Annotated in this window: 16 protein-coding genes; 3 read left to right on the top strand and 13 right to left on the bottom strand. The window is 42.2% G+C overall.

The annotated features are described in order from the left end of the window. Window positions 1-16: 16 nt before the first annotated feature. Window positions 17-577 carry a hypothetical protein gene (locus AACU33_RS13300; protein ID WP_096589103.1) on the bottom strand — a complete coding sequence of 187 codons (561 nt, stop codon included), beginning with the start codon at window positions 575-577 and terminating at the stop codon, window positions 17-19. Continuing rightward, window positions 564-779 (bottom strand): hypothetical protein, encoded by a 216-nt coding sequence (locus AACU33_RS13295; RefSeq protein ID WP_096589101.1) that lies wholly within the window; start codon window positions 777-779, stop codon window positions 564-566. Before AACU33_RS13295 ends, AACU33_RS13300 begins: the two co-directional genes overlap by 14 nt. A gap of 503 nt (window positions 780-1,282) precedes the next feature. Between AACU33_RS13295 and AACU33_RS13290 the strand changes: the two genes are divergently transcribed. Next, entirely contained in the window at window positions 1,283-2,485 is a 1,203-nt protein-coding gene (locus tag AACU33_RS13290; protein ID WP_096589099.1) for a serine hydrolase domain-containing protein, read from the top strand. Window positions 2,486-2,670: 185 nt separating this feature from the next. Here AACU33_RS13290 and AACU33_RS13285 read toward each other — a convergent pair whose 3' ends face one another. From AACU33_RS13285 to AACU33_RS13275, 3 genes are all read right to left on the bottom strand, one after another. Continuing rightward, window positions 2,671-2,976, bottom strand: a complete 306-nt coding sequence (locus AACU33_RS13285) for a hypothetical protein (protein ID WP_096589097.1) — start codon at window positions 2,974-2,976, stop codon at window positions 2,671-2,673. A 102-nt stretch (window positions 2,977-3,078) separates the two neighbouring features. After that, window positions 3,079-3,519, bottom strand: a complete 441-nt coding sequence (locus AACU33_RS13280; RefSeq protein ID WP_096589095.1) for a hypothetical protein — start codon at window positions 3,517-3,519, stop codon at window positions 3,079-3,081. A gap of 400 nt (window positions 3,520-3,919) precedes the next feature. Next, on the bottom strand, window positions 3,920-4,774 hold the full coding sequence (locus AACU33_RS13275; protein WP_096589093.1) for a DUF72 domain-containing protein: 855 nt from the start codon (window positions 4,772-4,774) through the stop codon (window positions 3,920-3,922). 221 nt (window positions 4,775-4,995) lie between these two features. Between AACU33_RS13275 and AACU33_RS13270 the strand changes: the two genes are divergently transcribed. Together AACU33_RS13270 and AACU33_RS13265 are read left to right on the top strand one after the other, a co-directional pair. After that, on the top strand, window positions 4,996-5,301 hold the full coding sequence (locus AACU33_RS13270; RefSeq protein WP_096589091.1) for a PadR family transcriptional regulator: 306 nt from the start codon (window positions 4,996-4,998) through the stop codon (window positions 5,299-5,301). An 87-nt stretch (window positions 5,302-5,388) separates the two neighbouring features. Beyond that, a complete protein-coding gene (locus AACU33_RS13265) occupies window positions 5,389-6,609 on the top strand; it encodes a chromate transporter (RefSeq protein WP_096589089.1) in 1,221 nt (406 codons plus the stop codon). Here AACU33_RS13265 and AACU33_RS13260 read toward each other — a convergent pair. The 8 genes from AACU33_RS13260 to AACU33_RS13225 all read right to left on the bottom strand — a co-directional run bounded on the left by AACU33_RS13260 (window position 6,606) and on the right by AACU33_RS13225 (window position 17,953). Further along, entirely contained in the window at window positions 6,606-8,594 is a 1,989-nt protein-coding gene (locus AACU33_RS13260) for an NAD-binding protein (protein WP_096589087.1), read from the bottom strand. The genes AACU33_RS13265 and AACU33_RS13260 overlap by 4 nt on opposite strands. A 705-nt stretch (window positions 8,595-9,299) precedes the next feature. Next, entirely contained in the window at window positions 9,300-10,226 is a 927-nt protein-coding gene (locus tag AACU33_RS13255) for a formylglycine-generating enzyme family protein (RefSeq protein WP_445291755.1), read from the bottom strand. Between the two features lie 192 nt (window positions 10,227-10,418). Continuing rightward, entirely contained in the window at window positions 10,419-12,539 is a 2,121-nt protein-coding gene (locus AACU33_RS13250) for a caspase, EACC1-associated type (protein WP_096589085.1), read from the bottom strand. 1 nt (window position 12,540) lies between these two features. Next, a complete protein-coding gene (locus AACU33_RS13245) occupies window positions 12,541-12,942 on the bottom strand; it encodes a sugar ABC transporter permease (RefSeq protein WP_096589083.1) in 402 nt (133 codons plus the stop codon). A 398-nt stretch (window positions 12,943-13,340) separates the two neighbouring features. Beyond that, window positions 13,341-14,606, bottom strand: coding sequence for a glycosyltransferase (locus tag AACU33_RS13240; RefSeq protein WP_096589081.1), 1,266 nt, complete (start codon window positions 14,604-14,606; stop codon window positions 13,341-13,343). Between the two features lie 146 nt (window positions 14,607-14,752). After that, window positions 14,753-16,012, bottom strand: coding sequence for a glycosyltransferase (locus AACU33_RS13235; protein ID WP_096589079.1), 1,260 nt, complete (start codon window positions 16,010-16,012; stop codon window positions 14,753-14,755). Between the two features lie 188 nt (window positions 16,013-16,200). Next, complete coding sequence (locus tag AACU33_RS13230) at window positions 16,201-17,430, bottom strand: glycosyltransferase (protein WP_096589077.1); 1,230 nt, start codon at window positions 17,428-17,430, stop codon at window positions 16,201-16,203. A gap of 49 nt (window positions 17,431-17,479) precedes the next feature. Beyond that, window positions 17,480-17,953 carry a DUF2141 domain-containing protein gene (locus AACU33_RS13225; RefSeq protein ID WP_096589075.1) on the bottom strand — a complete coding sequence of 158 codons (474 nt, stop codon included), beginning with the start codon at window positions 17,951-17,953 and terminating at the stop codon, window positions 17,480-17,482. Between the last annotated feature and the right edge of the window lie 24 nt (window positions 17,954-17,977).

The raw sequence follows: 17,977 nt of genomic DNA, 5'->3' as shown, positions 1-17,977 counted from the left end.
CTCGTGAAAGCTTAAGTTAAAACTTAGCCAATTGATATCCTAAGCAAAGTCCTAGCCCTTCTATAAGAACTAGCATAATAAAGCAGTATAGTGGCACAAGTTGTCGTAAGATATCTGATAGCCAGTTGCTTTGGAAAGCGCTAAAAATCCAACATCGAAAGATAGCATTAAGACCTTCAGTAGTTTTATGCCAAGGCAGAGCGATCGCATCCCACAGCGATCCTACAATCAGACTTAGGAAAAAGCTATCTGCTATGAAATCATCTATAAATGTCCACTCTGCAAGTGCTGTAGCGTTCAGTAATAGGGATAACCCAATTGCTAAAATCCACAACATCCAGCCCCAACCCCATATACTTACAGCTAGCCTGAGTAAAGCACCTGTAAGCAGATAAATAATCAATAATCCAGCTATTGCTAGCCAAGGAAATTGAGCGTTAGCAACCTCTCGCTTTTCATTTTCGATTTGTTGTTCGCTCCACTTCACTAATTCATCTGCGCCGCGTCGTAAACCTCGTGCTAACCATTTCCAAGAAGTGGAAGAATTTTGACGAGGTGGTTTCTTACCGTGCTTCATGATGCTTTCCTTGTGCTTGTGGTTCTCTCATAGCAAATGCGGGAGATGCAATTTCTCCACTGTGGAGATTATTCCCAAATTTTGTTTTGATAACTCCTGTAAAGTAAAAATATGCAATCTGAGTGAAAGGATAATTAATTAGGGCAGAATTCAGACTAAACAATAAACCGCTTTGGTTTGTTTCTCCAAAGCGGTTTGCCAAATATATTTGCTTCTTCTATAAGGTGGATCTGAGCATACCATTTGCAGACCCACTTATTATTGTGCCTTACACCAAACTCAATGACTGTGTGGAGAACTGTACCTAATAAGTAGTGGTTTCTGGAAAGTTTTGAAGGCTAGGTACTGATGTGCGTAGGTGTAGCCCGTCGTAGACATAGCTAGTTTTCATTTTAATCATTGAGACTAGGCTTTACCCGATCGCAAAACATTCAAATTCAAGAATTTTTCAGAACTGAATGTTATTTTGCGTAATTAATCTAGAGCACAGTGATTAATAAATACAGAGGCAACGCACAGGCAAACAATAAAACTACTTTCAAGGAAGTTATTTTTTTATTGTCAGCATCATTAACGTTAAACGTTCTGTAGCTTTTGAATAATTGCTTAAGTTCTATTGTTAGCAATTTATTCCTAAATTCTAGAATGATAATTTTGCCTTTAAATTACTAGACTTGAATCATTTAATCCCAGGAGAAACTACCTATGATAAATACTAATATTCCTGCTGAACTCACAGAAGAGGAAATAGCAGCACACGTTATTGCTCCAGAGCATTTAGAGAATATAGAAATAGAGGAGGTAAATGAGCCTAAAGAAGAAAGCTATAAAGTTCAACTGCTCAATAGAGAATTTACGAACCCTCCTAAGTTGAATGTAGATGCCTTTGGTAAGGCTATGCATAATACTTTAAAAGACTCTGTAACTGGCTATATGCTGCAACTTCGCCAAAACGGCAACCTGATTTATAATTTGATTTGGAATTGGGCGCAAACTCCTGCCGATAAAGGTCAAGGTTGGACTGAAAATACACGAATGCACGTTGCCAGTGTTAGTAAGTTTCTGACTGCGGTTGGTTTAGTTAAACTGCTAGATGAAAAGCAAATTTCTTACGATACTAAAATTATTAATTATCTACCGACTTACTGGAGTAAAGGCAATAATATCGACAAGATAACCTTTCGGCATTTACTAACACATACATCTGGCTTTACTACAGGTAGTTCTGCCTCTGATTATACTTTTATGAAAAGTAAAGTTGCAGCCGGAGTTACAAATGTCGGTTCGTATGATTATGAGAATATGAACTTTGGTTTGTGCCGGATTCTGATTCCTATCATCAATGGTAACGTTAGCAAAGATGCCAACTTTCCTGTACCTTTCCCCATCAGCCAAGACCAAGTTTGGGATCTAGTAACTCTTTCCTACTATAAAAACTATATGCAAGCCAATGTATTTACGCCTGCTGGTGTGAGCAACGTTGACTTCAAGCCTATCTCCAGCACTAAAAATGCATTAGCTTACCAATTTCCACATAATAATCAGGAAGGATGGGATTCTGGTGATTTAGCTTCGGTTGCAGGTGGTGCAGCTTGGAGATTATCAACTAGAGAACTGCTGAATGTGATGAACCATGTACGGCGCAGAAACACTATTATTTCTGCCCAAAAAGCACAATATATGCTCGACAATTACTTTGGTATAGATCAAGTTATCAATACTTCAGTAGGTAGAATTTACAACAAAAATGGTTTGTGGCGGAGTAATGGCAGAACTGAGCAAAGTGTTGCTTACTTCCTCCCGAATGACATGGAACTAGTAGTGTTTGTAAATTCACCCATCGGGACAAGCGGTTTGTCTTTGCGAGATCTGGTGAAAGATAAATTTGTTAACTCACTATCAGATTAAGGGTTTTCTACCAATTAGCGATCAAAGGTAGTAGTTCGCCAAACAAATTATTAAGAATAGCTCCCCGACTTTTTGAAAAAGTCGGGGAGCTGAACAATTTTTGTAATCAGCACTTCAGTGCTTCAACATTACAGAACTGTTCGCGCAGCCTTCCCGTAAGCTAGGCCTGACTACGAATTTATTCTCTACGCAAAATTAATGGGATATATCAGTAATATCTGCGATTTTGTCATGCTTGGTTCCACACCAAAGCGTAAATAGCTAACTTGAAAATCAGGCAGAGGACAGAAGGAAGAAGGGATAATAGCAATTGTGCTTGCCGAAATAGCAATTGAGTACTCCGAAATAGCAGTTGATGCCTCCAAAATGGCAATTGATGACTCCGAAATGGCAATCGAGTACTCCAAAATAGCAATTGAGTAGTCGGAAATAGCAAATGTAGTATCCGAAATGGCAAGTGTAGCCTCAGAAAGAGCAACTGTAGTACGCAAAATAGCAATTGAATACTCGAAAATCGAAGTGCTACCATCTGTCCTAGAAATAGGGCATAGGGAAGAGTTAATAATTCCCTATGTCCAAAAACTAGTAGGTTTTTATCTGGTTCTCAGTCTTGTATATTGCCCATTTAGCCCTTGTCTAATCCAACTCAAGCATTCATATTCTGATTTGAATAATTTCGGTGCGGCAATATTATTCAAAAGTTCTGGTGGGTAATGGTCGTAAAAATATTTACCCTCCTGTTGGCTGACAATAATCAAATTGTGGCGGTAAATATACCGAGATTTAAAGCTATCGCTGTAGCTAACAAAGTCTGATTTTTGATCGATATGTTCTTTGGCAATATCAATGATATTACTGATGGTACTGCCATAGATTCCCGCTGGATTTTCTGTTTTGTGAAATTTGCTTTTATCACCAATCTCTGCCAATAATTTGTATGAATAAATTTCGTAATTATCGGCTTTGCCAAAAACAAATGGAATGATGAGATATCCTTTATATGATACTGAGCTTTCATAAAGAAGACGACTCATCTCAACCTCCTTTGGTGTAACTGCTCTCCGAGTTTTTGCCTCAATGCTCTCTAGCCTAACGAGCGATATATTGCTGTTAGTTACTATTAGAATATATATCTCCAAATTAACCTGGTGCAAAGAGGGCTATCCCCCCTTGTCTTCAGAAGAATAAAAAACCTAGAGGCATATTAGAAAAGTATGCGATCGCAATTATCGCTCTGTTAACAATTAGTAAGTATTCGATATATTGCAAAAGTCAAAAAATCCTGAATTAGATAACTAAAATATAACGCTCGTTTGTAAATTGGAAATCAAAATTGTCAATTTTAATGGTAATATTTATCCTCACTTAAGCTAATGCATATTTAGCTTTTGAGAACAGCATCGATAGGTTTAAATGTCAAATAAATCAGCACGCTTACCATAAACTCAGCTGGTTGGGTGGACGATCGAGGTTATTCCAAGGTAGAGGCGGAACTTCGACGCCACGCTGTTCTAGTAATTTTTGGAAGTAACGGGCGGTGTTGGGCGATCGCTCTTCCATCGGACAATGTACAAAGAAATAAATTCGCACTCCCGCCTGTAACCACTGCTGAATCTGCGTTACCCACTCTTCCATAAAAGGCTGATTCACAGATAAATTAGGATGAGAGATAAACCGAATCAAGCTAAAAGGTGCTGTGACGCTAAATTGCACTGGTAATTTAGGTTTGCGTCGTTCTGAATTTAGCTGCGGATCGTCATCTCCACTATAGATAGGGCGCGAATCTAACAAAACTCTGCCCACATTCAGCTTCTCTAACAGCGCTGTCAACTTACTCGCATGAGGTTCTTTAAACCAATCCTGATGGCGAACTTCTAAAGCCAGAGGTGCGACTGCGTGCGGCCAAGCTTCCAGAAATGAAGCCAAATCTTCTATTAGTGTAGGTGCGTAACTTGGTGGTAATTGGGCAAATATGGGGCCAAGACGCCTGCCTAAAGGACGCATTCCCTCTAAAAACGTTAAAGCGGCGGGAATATAAGGTTGCAACAAACCTTGGTGGGTGATATCTCGCGGCAATTTCAGGCAAAATTCAAAACCTGGGGGCGTTTCTGTTGCCCAACGAGTGACAGTTTCCTGATTCGGGATGGCGTAGAAAGTGGTATTACCCTCAACAGTCGTAAAGCGCCGACTGTAAAGGGAAAGAAACTCAGCTGTGCGAGTTCCTTGGGGATAGAGTTCGCCCACCCATCCTTTATATGCCCAAACTGCACATCCAATAAAAAAATTCACAAGCTTTGCGCCTAAAAGCTTTGGTGTTTCATACTCAATTGTACAAGTAGGATGAGTATGGAGAGAGCGATCGCTCTTGAATCAATAAAAATCCTCCATAAAAGACTTTGTATCTTTGTGGTGAAAAATCGGAACCACAGCAACACAAACACACAGACAGAAGTGGGATTTTGATACTCAATATAAGTGAAAATAAAATCTTCACTTAATGTTGCCGCCTGATGGATGGTCGAGAGTTCTACTCTAGTTTGATTCGGCTTCACATTCTGCATCATGCAGTTCGGGAGCCAATTTTTGGGCTAGGTATTATTGAAGAACTGGCACGTCACGGCTACAAACTCAGTGCTGGCACGCTTTACCCGATGTTACACGATATGGAACGCAAGGGATATCTCTACTCTGTTGAAGAGCGAGTGGGGCGGCAGAACCGACGACTCTACCAGGCTACTGATTTGGGAAAAATGATGTTAGAGGATGCCAAACAAAAGGTGCGGGAATTATTTGGCGAATTGTTCGAGGAGCAGTGATACGCTGTGCTTCATAATATAGAATTTCGTTATCGGATTCCGATATAGTGGTTCTGTCAAGGATATGACAAAATCAGGAGCATCGCAGTGACGCAGGAAGCTGAGGATATCCAAAAAGAACCGGAAGCTGCTTCTTATAACGCTCTCACTCCCAACCAACAGCAGCAGCGATTAATGGAACTGGCGAAGGTATTTTTGCGACTGGGAGCGATCGCCTTTGGTGGCCCTGCTGCCCACATCGCCATGATGGATAATGAGGTGGTGAATAATCGTCAGTGGATGAGTCGGGAGAAGCTGCTGGATCTGCTGGGAATTACGAATTTGATTCCTGGCCCCAACTCTACAGAATTAGCCATTCACATTGGTTATGAGCGAGGCGGATGGCGTGGCTTACTAATTGCGGGAAGTTGCTTTATTTTGCCTGCGATGGTGATTGTTTGGATGTTAGCTGCTATTTATGCACGCTACCAAACAGTTCCCCAGGTAGGATGGTTGCTTTACGGTATCAAGCCTGTGATTATTGCGATCGTGCTGCAAGCGGTGTGGAATCTGGGTAAGAAAGCAGCCAAAGATATACCAACAATCGTTGCAGGAGTAGTGGCGATCGCGGCCTACTTTGCCGGATTGAATGAAATTTTGCTACTGATTCTCCTAGGTATTGCCGTGATGTTGGTGAAGAATTGGCAAGCTAGAGGACAGACAAACGGTGCATTGCTCCTACCTTTTTCGGGTATTTTGGCACAGGTTGGTACTACAGCCGCAGCAGTTACATCAGTCAGTTGGGTGAGCGTGTTTCTCTTCTTTCTCAAGATTGGCTGTGTTCTTTATGGTAGCGGTTATGTATTGCTAGCATTTCTGCAACGGGATTTAGTCGAACGCAACCATTGGCTAACCTCACAACAGCTGTTAGATGCGGTGGCGATTGGACAGTTTACACCAGGCCCGGTTTTTACGACTGCTACATTTATTGGGTATCTATTAGCTGGAAATGCCGGAGCGATCGCAGGTACAATTGGAATCTTCTTACCAGCTTTTGTATTGGTGTGGGTAGTTAACCCTTGGGTTCCTAAGTTGCGTCAATCGCCTTGGGCTAGCGGCTTTCTCGATGGTGTAAATGCAGCTTCTTTGGGATTAATGGCAGGTGTCACCTACACCTTGGGACGAGCCGCCTTGGTAGATTGGTTAACAATTATCGTGGCAATTTTGAGCGCGATCGCAGTATTTCGATTCAAAATCAATTCTGCCTGGTTAGTACTAGCAGGCGGTGCGATTGGGCTGGGCTTACACCTATTAAACTTCATTAGCTAAACTATGTAAGCTTGCACCTGCGATTTACTCAATTCGCTCACCAAACGATGAGCTTGGTGCTTGTAGAGTGGATACTGTAAAGTTCCTGGCAGTTGACTCATCAGTGTTCTGGCTAGATGCATATCACAACCAGAAATCCGTGAAATTACGGCTGCTCCTTCAAAAGCTGCTTCTGATGTCAGCGCAGATTCAACTCGCACAAGTAATTGCGGCGATGCGATCGCTCCCCGTTCGACTCGTTGCAATCCTTCAATGGTTGCTAAAACTACTAGGCGATCGCCTACAGCCAACTTGATATCATCAGATGGCATAAACTTAGAACTAGATTGGCTAGCTTTGGCATGGAGAATTGGCACGATCCCATAACCATAAGCAATTTCAGCCAGCAATTTGCCATTGAGGGTATCGTCAGCTTCAATTTGATATTCAGTCACTAGTGTAGTTTGGCCGTTGAGACGAAATAGATTCAGAACATTTTCACCAAACGCCGCCGCCACAAACGCTTCAGCAGCTAAAGCATAAACGCCCAAAACTCTAGCATAGGGTAGCAGACGAGCTACATTTTCGCTAAAACGCGGGTCTACGGTGCGAATTACCAAATTAGCTGTAGGATTGCTAGCATGAGTCATCAATGCAATTTCTAAATTAGTTACCTCATCATCGGTGACGACAACAACGCTTTTAGCAGTAGCAAGATTAACTCGGCTGAGGGAATTTTTGATATTGCCAATAATTAATGGCATTGTGGAGAGTATATCTGTTTCCAATTCAGTCGCATGAACGCCCACCAAAGGTTGTTGAAGTTCTTGCAATAGCTGGGCGACACGCTTACCAACTCTGCCTAAACCAATTATTACTATATGATCTGCTTTGGGTACTGGGAGACGCCGCCGAGAAAACTGGAATTTAGCAGCTAAGACACGTTCAGTCATAATTGCATAGAGAATACCCACAAAAACTGTACCCGCTACAGTCTGACTGATACTGAATAAATGCAGCCACCAAGGAATCTCGAAAGGTAACTGTAGCTGTCCAAATAAGTTGTCGTAGCCGCCGATGCTTAAAACTAAAGAGACATTCAGCGCATCTTGGAAGCTGATTTTGGGATATTGCAGCTTGTACAGCAAAGTCCCGCATAAGAACCAACTCACCATAAAAATACCGCCAACTAAAGCTACGCGACGGGTTTGGCTACTATCTTGCCAAAACTGACTTAGCTGGTGTCGCAGATTTTGCCATCTCATCCCAGCAATCCTTGCGCCCCAGGATTGCCTCAGACTGCTAACAGGTTGTACTGTACGCTTAGTAAGGCGATCGCTTACTTCAATATAAGCAACAGTGTCTCCTCTTAAAATTTGAGTGTGAGGTTCCCATTGATAGAATGACTTTAGTAGAGGATTTCCAGCTCTAGCATGAGCTAAAATTCGTCGGTGGGCAGTATTCATTTCGTGAATTTGGGAACGTGTAGCCCAACGGTGGGAAACATCTACCTCTACTCTCACTACTCGCAGCAAACTATTTTCCAAAGTAAAAAATCCTCTGGTTTCACTGCTTAAAGCTGCAAGGGCAAAGCTTTTGGCGGGTAATTGCGTAGCTTCAAAAGCGACAAAATTACCCAGGTTGTGACTGAGTAATTCATTGAGATTTTCCTGTGCTGACCGAATAACTAAGCGAATTTGGGGATTAAGCGATCGCGCTGCAAATGCGGCGGCAATATTGACTCGCTCATCACTAGTTACAATCAAAATAGCCCGACACTGCCGAATTCCCGCCTGCTCTAAAATTTTGGGTTGGCGACAATCACCAATTACCAGTTTGTCTACTAAATCGGGTAAATCTGGGACTTCCCATCTTGGAATATTTGCAACTTCAATCGCATTTACCTTGACGCCAAATTCTTTCAGCACAGATACACAATACTGCCCCAGATTGCCCAGCCCACAAACTAAGAAGAAATTTGCATCTATAGTTGCATTCTGTCCCATAATTCATCAGAATATATTGCTCTGAAGGCTAAAGCGAAAACTGTAAGTAGTTAAACATAATTAATTACACAATGTCATTGCGAATGTAGCGAAGCGAAATGAAGCAATCGCAAGGGCTGGGATTGCTTCGCTTCGCTCGCAATGACTGTAATTAATTTTGCGTGGTTACTTATCAACTCTACAGCGTTATATTGTGTCTAGTGAAAGGTTGAGCGTTAAGATCGCACAGAAGCAGGGAAAAAGCGGTTTGTTGTCAGAAGTCGCACTACATTCATAAATTAGGTTAGCGTCTGTTGGTTTCTGCAAACATCTGTCGTCACCACTTCATCCGCTAATACTTTGAATGCAGAAGTTGACGTTACTAACGGCGTGATTTTGTAAAGTAAATTTAAGCTGTCGTTACTTCCGTCGTGGTTTTGTAAATAAAGTTTAAGCCGTCGTTACTTCCGTCATGCTTGACGTTACTCCCGGCATGATTTTGTAAATAAAGTTTAAGCTGTCCTTACTTCCGTCGCGCTTGTCGTTAAGACTGCATTTATAGCGCTACTTCGTTTGTCGCTGTGATTCTAAAGTCGTTGATTGTTAGGATTTATATGAGGCGATCGCTTAATTAATGCTACACATCAAAATGGGACAGACATGATTTGATTTACCCATTACTCAGCAGTATCAACTTCTGAGAGATAAGCAAAGAGTAAAGGGATACTAAGTCCTCCGCCGCACCACCACAACCCGAAGACCCACGAAGTCATACGAATCGACACGCGCGAGATAGAGGCGATCTGCCGAACGACAATTCCTGGGAACGCTGCTCCAAGAACCACCACGCAGCAACCTGTATTTATCATCACCGCCAACAAACCAAGCACTGCCGTTTGTTGGCGCTCCATTATAATTTTCGTGCCACTCATCTTGACACCATTCGCAAACATTACCATGCATATCAAATAAACCAAAGGAGTTGGCAGGAAATTTTCCAACATCTGTTGTTTGCTCAGGAAATTCACCCTTTGGTCCTTGAGCGTAATTGCCTGGGTAGAATGTTCTGTGATAATTCCAGTCTGTTCCGCGATAATTGGCTAAATCAGTCGTAATGGTTTCACCAAAATAAAACGGTGTAGTCGTTCCCGCACGACAAGCATATTCCCATTCTGCTTCAGTAGGTAAGCGATAGATTTTCCCTGTCTTGTTAGATAGTCGAGCGCAAAACTCAACTGCATCATCCCAAAAAACATATTCAACAGGTCTATTAGCGCCTTTAAATGTGGATAGGTCGGGATTTAAATCAATATTTACTTTATCAAGAGCAGCCACGGCTTGCCATTGGCTCTGGGTGACAGGAAATTTCCCCATAAAAAACGGTTGAATGGTGACGTTGTGCTGTGGGCTTTCTGAGCTAACTCTTTCTGGCTCATCCTCTGGGGAACCCATGAGAAATGTACCACCAGGAATTGCTACCATTTCCAGCACTACGCCATTACCCAGGCTTTCTGTGAAAAACTCAGCGTGTCCCTGAAGACTGGGTTTGATGCGTTGTCCCTGAGCATTCACTGTCACTATTTCAAACTCAAACAGATTCACTGACTCTACATCTTTAACTGTTGTTGTCTGCACCTGTGGAGTGCAAGTCAATAGTATCACTATCTTTAGCCATTAAACCTTTAGCAAACGCCTATGATTAAGGTTTTCGTTAATTGGTATTAGGATTTATTATGAGGCGATCGCTTAATAAACGCTACACATCAAAATGGAATAGACATAATTTGATTTACCCATTCCTCAGCAGTATCAACTTCTGATAGAGAAGCAAAAAGTAAAGGGCTACTAAGTCCTGCGCCGCACCACCACAACCCGAAAACCCACGTAGTTGTCCCTATCGTCACGCGCGCGCTTGCTGGGAACCGCCGAACGACAATTCTTGGGAAGGTTGAGCCACGAACCACCACGCAGCAGCCTGTATTTATCATTATCTCCAATAAACCAAGCACTGTCGTCTGTTAGCGCTCCATTATAATTTTTGTGCCACTCATCTTGACACCATTCGCAAATATTACCATGCATATCAAATAAACCAAAGGGATTGGCAGGAAATTTGCCAACATCTGTTGTTTGCTCGCGAAATTCACCCTTTGGGCCTTGAGCGTAATTACCTGGGTACAATGTTCCCTGATAATCCCAGTCTGTTCCGCGATAATTGGCTAAATCAGTCGTAATCGTTTCACCAAAATAAAACGGCGTAGTTGTTCCCGCACGACAAGCATATTCCCATTCTGCTTCAGTGGGTAAACGATAGGTTTTCCCTGTTTTGTTAGATAGTCTGGCACAAAACTCAACTGCATTATCCCAAGAAACACGTTCAACAGGTCGATTAGCACCTTTAAAATTGGATGGGTCAGGATTTAAATCAAAGTTTACTTTATTAAGAGCAGCAACGGCTTGCCATTGGCTCTGGGTGACAGGAAATTTACCCATGAAAAAGGATTGAATGGTGACGTTATGTTGTGGGCTTTCATAGCTAAGTCTTGCTGGCTCATCCTCTGGCGAACCCATGAGAAATTTACCACCAGGAATTGCCACCATTTCCAGAACTACGCCATTACCCAGGTTTTCTGTAAAAAACTCAGCGCGTCCGCGACTGCGGTTAATTTCATAAGTTTTTTTTCCCATACCAAAAAATCCTGAGCTTTTTACCGTTAAGATAGCGCTGTCGAACTCAAAAGTCTGAGTTTGAATACTTGGGTGAGACACAGCTTTAGATGATTCGCTTTCTCGTTGTTCTTGTAATTCTGCTTGCTGTTTTTGATACTCCGCCCTTTCTTGTTCCTGGCGCAATCTTTCGGCTTGCTGTTTTTGATATTCAGCTTGTTTTGGGGCAAGCACTCGTTGTTTAATTGCAGCTATATCTTCATCTCGAAGATTTAAGATATTTTGTAAGCGTTGCAATCCATTCTGCTCTCTTTCACCGATGGGGTATTGCCTTTGTAGTACCTGCGATAAAGCTTGCTCATAGCGTTGCAATTTTTCCTGGCGTTTGCGATAGGGTTCCAGAACCTCAAACTCAATTAAATTAGCATCCTCAGGTAATAATCTCAGATTATTCTGCAACTCATTGAGATAAAAGCGATTGCCAATAGAAATCTCTCCTTCATCCTCAAGAGCAATACTATTAAATTCCTTACGATACTTCAGTTTGGGGTCATCCTTAGGCGACTTTGCCAATAAAATTTTATGTCCTTCCTCAACAGGATAGAACTTAGGAGTCATTGCAGGTGAGGCTTCTTGAACTTTCGTACTTGCATACTCATGCAGCTCATCGATGGAAATCCAACCATCTGTATCTTTATCGGCTGCACCTGTTTCAATACCTTCTACTAAATAACGAGTATAAATTGAGAGTTCTGAACCTTCTTGCTCAAATGAATATTGGGTAGAAGTCGAAGAAGTGAGGATTGCTCTTCCTTTTCCACCAAGCTGCTCTTGAACATTGATAATACCATCATCTCTAACAGTCATGCCTTGGGCGATCGCACCACTAAAACAACAGTCTAGAATGATGACTTGTCTTTGAGATCTACTACGACCGATACTTTCATGTACAAAATTGGCTGTAACTGCGGATGCACGAATTAAATCTCCTTTTGCTGTTTTGCGTGTGGTGCGTGTTGCTAGATAAAGCTTGCCTGTGTCATCCTTAATCCCATGACCGGAGAAGAAGAAAAGTACCAAGTCATCCTTTTGGCGCTCCGCAAACAACTTCTCGATTGCTTCCTCCATCTTCTGACGTTCAGGATTTTCCAACACCATAATATTTTCCTCAGCAAAGCCACCTATTTCTGGATTTGCTAACACTCGCCGCATTGCTTCGATATCATTGACCGCAGCAGGTAGAGGGTTTAATCCTGGCTCATATTCACTAATCCCTATCAGCAGTGCAACCTTCGCCATCTTAGCTGTCTTGTGTTTTTTGGGTATTATTCAAAAAATCCTGTGCTTGCTGCATGGCAAATTCAAATTCCTCTCGACTACTGGCTTCTATGTTGAGTTCTCTGCCATCAGGAGCCTTGACTACAAGTTTAATGGGTTTGTTACCGAAGCGATCTCCTAGAAATTTAAACAACGTCTTGATATTCGCCGGATTAATTTCTAAATTTAGTAATCCCAACAAAAAACCGCCGAAAGCCTTTGCACCCCTAGGTGTGTCTTCCACAGCTACTGAATCTACTGCTTCCACGCCATCTACTTCTCTTAGCTGCGGGAGCAGGTTTTGCACTTCTGCTTGCAACTCTTCTTCATCTAAATCCAGTTCGGTTAGAAAAAGAGTCACGTGAACGTTAGATATTCTTGCCATGTTAACGTCTAAGTAGTTTCAATAGTCTTTTTTCAAGATTGTATCGGTTATTTTAATTAATTTAGGCAACATCCGCAAAACGACGCTAAATTTCTTTTAGATCGTAGAAATCACAATTTTTTTGGGATGAGCAGCAAGAAACAGGAGAGTATTTAATTCATGCTTTAGATGAAGATTGATTATCAAATCGTCAGCTATTTCCTATTGAGTTAGAGGGTGTAACTTGGTGAGTCGAGTTATCCTTTTGGATGCAGATTTTTTAGGTAATTAAAGTACATAGGCAAGGGCACTGCCGTGCCCCTACCTGCGTACCTTATTTATCTGAAATAAGCTGTATGATTTTCTTTGTGTCTTTGTGATTAAATAATTTTTGAACACAAAGACACAGAGGTACAAAGTTAATGAACTTTCACTGTGGGCTTAGTTGATAAAGCAACTAGTTGATAGAGCTTTTCTTCAAACTTTTCCATACAAGCTGACCAATCATATTCTAAAATTGATGGGCGAGCGTTCTGGGCCATGTGGGCTTTAAGTTCGGGATTTTCCAGAATAGTAATGACTTTTTGGGCGAAATCTGCTGGGTTGTTTGGTTCAGCAAGAAAGCCGTTGTGTCCGGGAATTACTTGTTCTGTAGTTGAGGGTGCGAAGGCTGCAACTACAGGGGTTCCAGAAGCTAGGGCTTCGTTATTTGTGGTACAGAAGTTTTCGGTGACGGAGGGGTTAATAAAGACATCAGCTCTAGCAAACCAACCTAACAGTTCTGTGCCGTGAGATTCTCCCCAAATTGTAATTCCTGATTTATACTTTTGGGCACGTCTTTTGATTTGTTCGTCAAGAGGGCCGCTACCAACGATAACTAGATGCACGTCAGGAATTTTGGCAGCAATTAAGGGGTATGCATCTATGAGTTGGGTGACGTTCTTTTCGGCGGTGATGCGTCCGACAAACAGCAGGGTTGGTCTCTTGTCGTTGGGGATGGGGTCGTAACAAATATTGCGGGGATGGAATTTTTCGCAATCAATACCTTGATAAGGGACGTATTCGCTACGTTGACATTGCAATTTTTCGTACTTAATTAGCTGTTCCCGCGATGGAAATAAATTGACGTTATAAACTTTGCTGACTTGCTTAACTATCAAGGGAATAATCGGGCGCAGCAAGCTAAAGAAGAAGCTTCCTAGGTAATATTTGATATATGCGACGATATCTGTATGAAACACTGAAATAATAGGAGTGCCTGTTTGTTTGGCATATTTAACTCCTACTGGGCGACCGTAACCTTGCAAGAAAGCTGAGTAAACTCCTTGCATTTGGGCTGATTCTTCCGCCACAATTATATCTGGTTGGAAGTTTGCAAGTAACTTAGTATCGTTCCAATGTTTGTAATTTAACGGTTGAGGCAGAGATTTGTAGAAAATCAACGGTTCGGTAGGGAATGCGTAGGAGGAAAAGTTAGGATAAGCCTGTAACTCTTCTAATCCTGGCATGGGACGACTACCAACTTGTTTGGGGTATTTATCGTTAATTTCGGGATGAATGAGAAAAACTTCGTGTCCTTGCTGGAGTAGCCAACGAACTCGCTGGTGTACTGCAACTGATACCCCTGTGAGGAAGGGTGCGTACAGTCCGGTTAATAAGGCGATCCGCAGAGGTTGGTTTTTCATGGTTAAGGAAATATTTCATGAAAGGGCTGGTTTTGGTTTTAGGATTTACGCAGCTGAGATTTCATGAAAGTCGTCATTGGTCATTGGTCATTAAACAAAAGACAAATGACAAAGGACAGACATCCCCAGTATTTTGATTGCGCTACTTAGAGAGAAAGTTTGCGATCGCTTGGTCGATCTATGATTTGGTAAGGGCGGTAGTCCAGGAGTCGCAGGTTCCAAGGCCCTTTGATTTCATAGGTGATTCCGCGCCATTTAACTCTTGGCATCCACAGGGATGATAGCATTGCTAAACCGTAAACCCATTGGGTAAAGGGAATGCCAAAGAAGATTTTGATGATGGTGGTGGTTGATAGTTTTGTTTCTGGTTCGCTGTGACGACGAAGTACTTGCTGTATTTGTTTTTCTAAGACAAGTACAAGCAAGAGGAGGGCTAGCATATAGCCGCTATAGCAAATAAAGCAGAAGATAGCGGTCTGCCATTGTTGAGTGAATAAAGCGGCTAAAAATAAGAAAGCGATCGCAGTCGGGATGCATATAGTTAAAATTGTGTCACCAACTACAGCTAACCACCAAGGATGATACAGGCGAGAAGCGAGTAATTGCCGTTGCAGCCAGTATCTTAAGCTGGGTAAATCTGATTCTTCCCGATTCAGCATCATTAAGGAAGGTACAAATTTCACTTTTAGCTGATGTTTAGCCAAGACGCTGCGCATCATGGTATCTTCGCCAAAAGCTTTACTCCACTTATCTACAAGTCCTGTTTGGTGGAGAACTTCTGTTTTGACTGCAAGAGTTCCACCCCAAGGAATCCCGTAAAGATACATCTGCACAACTGCGGATACGTTCCAGATGTAACGCACTAAAGAACCGCAATATTTACCTGTGGGTAAATACCAACGATTACCTGTTGTCGCGCCAATTTGGGGATTAGCTAAAGGACTAACTAATTCCCGCAACCAATTAGGATGCACAACTGTATCAGCATCGACTAAAGCAACTACCCGATAAGAATTGTCTAACTCTGACACTGCTTGCACCAGAGAACTGCATTTTAAGCTACAGTTTCTGCGGATAAAGTACAAAGGGCTGATTTGCGCGTTAGTTGCACCTAGTTCTTGAATGGTATCCGTGGCAATTTTCCAAGCTGGATCTTCTTGGCGGTCAATAATCAGCTTGAGATCGTACTGAGGATAATTCTGATTTAATAAAGCACGCAAACAGTTTGCCAGAAAAGGATCTGCACCCCTCAAGCAAAGAACGATCGCAGTTTTGGGTAACTTATCATCTGGTAATAATTTACCCTGGTAAAAACGCAGATTCCAGACAAATATCGCAATTAACAAGACTTGAATGGCCAGCCAACCCAGCAAAACCTGAGACAGCAACACCGCCCAATCGTTCATGCTTCACACCTATAAATTCCATGAAAGTGCTGAACTTAGGATTTACGCAGCAGATTTCATGAAAAGCTTTAGGAGTCATTTGTCATTGGTCATTGGTCATTGGTAAAGAGTCAAGAGTCAAGGGTCAAGCATTTCTTTCCCCCTTGTCTCCCCACACTCCCCACCCTTCCCACACTCCCCATCCTCCCTCATCCCCCGCGATACGGCTTATACTCTTCCAGCCGAATATTCCAAGGGCCAAAGATGCGATAGCTGACACCACGCCATGTAATTGTAGACATTCCCAAAGTTGACAACAGCCCTAACCCATAGATCCATTGAGTTAGGGGAATGCCAATTAGCAGTTTGCAGATTGTGGTCAAGGAAATTTGTGCTTGTGGTTGATGGCGATCGCGTGTATTTTGCTGTACTCCTTGCTCTAAAATCAGCATAAGCCAGAGTAAGCCTACGGTATAGCTGCTATAACATCCCAACAACAGCACAAAATTCTCCCATTGCGAAGCGAACAATGCCCATAGCAAACATATCAACACCATAGTAGGAATTAATATGCTGGAGATAGTATCGCCAATAATAGCCGTTGGTTGGGGATGATAAAGTCGAGAACAAATCAGTTGGCGCTGAATTCGATCTCTTAAACTAGGTAAATCGCAATCTTCCCGATTCACCATTAACAGCGAAGGTACAAATTTTACCCGCATCTTATACTTGCGTAAGACGCTAGCGATCGCAATATCTTCGCACAGAGCTAGACTCCATTTATTGAGAAGTCCCGATTGGTGAAGTACTTCTATTTTGATAGCCAAACTTCCACCCCAAGGCATCCCAAACAGATACTTCTGTATAACTAAGGATACATTGCTGATATAAGGTACTAAAGACCACCAGTATTTACCTTCAGGCAAATACCAAGGGCCACCAGTTGTTGCACCCACCTTAGGATGGGCTAAGGGGTTGACTAATTCTCGCAGCCAATTACGATGGACTACAGTATGGCTATCAACCAAGGCAACTATCTTGTAGGAATCATCCAATTCTGAGACAGCTTGCACTAAAGAACTGCACTTGAGACTACAATTGTTGCGTACATTGCGCAAAGAGCTAATTTCTACGTTAGCTACTCCTAATTTTTGGATTGTCTCAATCGCAATGTTCCAAGCTGGATCGTCTTGATGATCGACTACAACTTTTAATTCATATTGGGGATAATTTTGTCGCAGCAAGGCGCGTAAGCATTGTCTCAGATAAGGATCGGCTCCCCGCAGACAAAGAATCACCGCAGTTTTGGGTAACTGGTCATCTGGTAACAAGTTTTTCTGGCTTGAATGCAGAGACAATAGAAACACCAGGGTTAAACATACCTGAATAGCCAGCCAACCCAGCAACGAGTTACACAGAAATTTCTCCAAATCTGCCATGAATTTTTGAGCCTCCCTTAGGGGCGGGATTTCCCCACCCTTGACTGATTTAGGGGTCGAGAGAATATTTCACAGTGATGTTGACGGTTGTATTTTTATTCACCGCAAAACTAGCATCGCGAAATTTAGGCGTACCAGTTTGGATGGATACAGTGGGGTTTTGGGAAATTCCAAAACCTTCTGTAGGAATACCGAAAAAGTCGCGATTGAGTTTGCGATCGCCATTTTGATCGTCAACAATAGCAACAGCATAATTGCCTGGCTTTAAACCAGCAAACTGGTATTTTAACGTGCTACCTGTGATTTTCTGACAAGCACTTCGCGATACATTAGCAGTATTTAAAGGAAATGCTTTTGCTTTATCTTGAGCGTAAACTCCAATGCAAATTTCTCCTTTCTGGCTGCGGATACCATTCACAACAACAGTTAGGGTTTCAGCAGGTGCAGCATTGACAATTTTAATGAAGCTTAGACTTGTTAAAGCAGCAATAATCAAAGCAGAAATTTTAGAGAGTTTCAACATTTGATTCCTCATAAATAAACTACT

Source organism: Calothrix sp. NIES-2098 (assembly GCF_963875125.1).
Taxonomy (GTDB): domain Bacteria; phylum Cyanobacteriota; class Cyanobacteriia; order Cyanobacteriales; family Nostocaceae; genus Aulosira.
This window is presented reverse-complemented; position numbering and strand designations above follow the sequence as displayed.

Bases quoted from the DNA above. Each gene is read 5' to 3' on its own strand.
- AACU33_RS13245 (WP_096589083.1), bottom strand. From the start codon at position 12,942: ATGGCAAGAATATCTAACGTTCACGTGACTCTTTTTCTAACCGAACTG.
- AACU33_RS13300 (WP_096589103.1), bottom strand. From the start codon at position 577: ATGAAGCACGGTAAGAAACCACCTCGTCAAAATTCTTCCACTTCTTGG.
- AACU33_RS13290 (WP_096589099.1), top strand. From the start codon at position 1,283: ATGATAAATACTAATATTCCTGCTGAACTCACAGAAGAGGAAATAGCA.
- AACU33_RS13280 (WP_096589095.1), bottom strand. From the start codon at position 3,519: ATGAGTCGTCTTCTTTATGAAAGCTCAGTATCATATAAAGGATATCTC.
- AACU33_RS13240 (WP_096589081.1), bottom strand. From the start codon at position 14,606: ATGAAAAACCAACCTCTGCGGATCGCCTTATTAACCGGACTGTACGCA.
- AACU33_RS13250 (WP_096589085.1), bottom strand. From the start codon at position 12,539: ATGGCGAAGGTTGCACTGCTGATAGGGATTAGTGAATATGAGCCAGGA.
- AACU33_RS13260 (WP_096589087.1), bottom strand. From the start codon at position 8,594: ATGGGACAGAATGCAACTATAGATGCAAATTTCTTCTTAGTTTGTGGG.
- AACU33_RS13225 (WP_096589075.1), bottom strand. From the start codon at position 17,953: ATGTTGAAACTCTCTAAAATTTCTGCTTTGATTATTGCTGCTTTAACA.
- AACU33_RS13235 (WP_096589079.1), bottom strand. From the start codon at position 16,012: ATGAACGATTGGGCGGTGTTGCTGTCTCAGGTTTTGCTGGGTTGGCTG.
- AACU33_RS13270 (WP_096589091.1), top strand. From the start codon at position 4,996: ATGGATGGTCGAGAGTTCTACTCTAGTTTGATTCGGCTTCACATTCTG.
- AACU33_RS13230 (WP_096589077.1), bottom strand. From the start codon at position 17,430: ATGGCAGATTTGGAGAAATTTCTGTGTAACTCGTTGCTGGGTTGGCTG.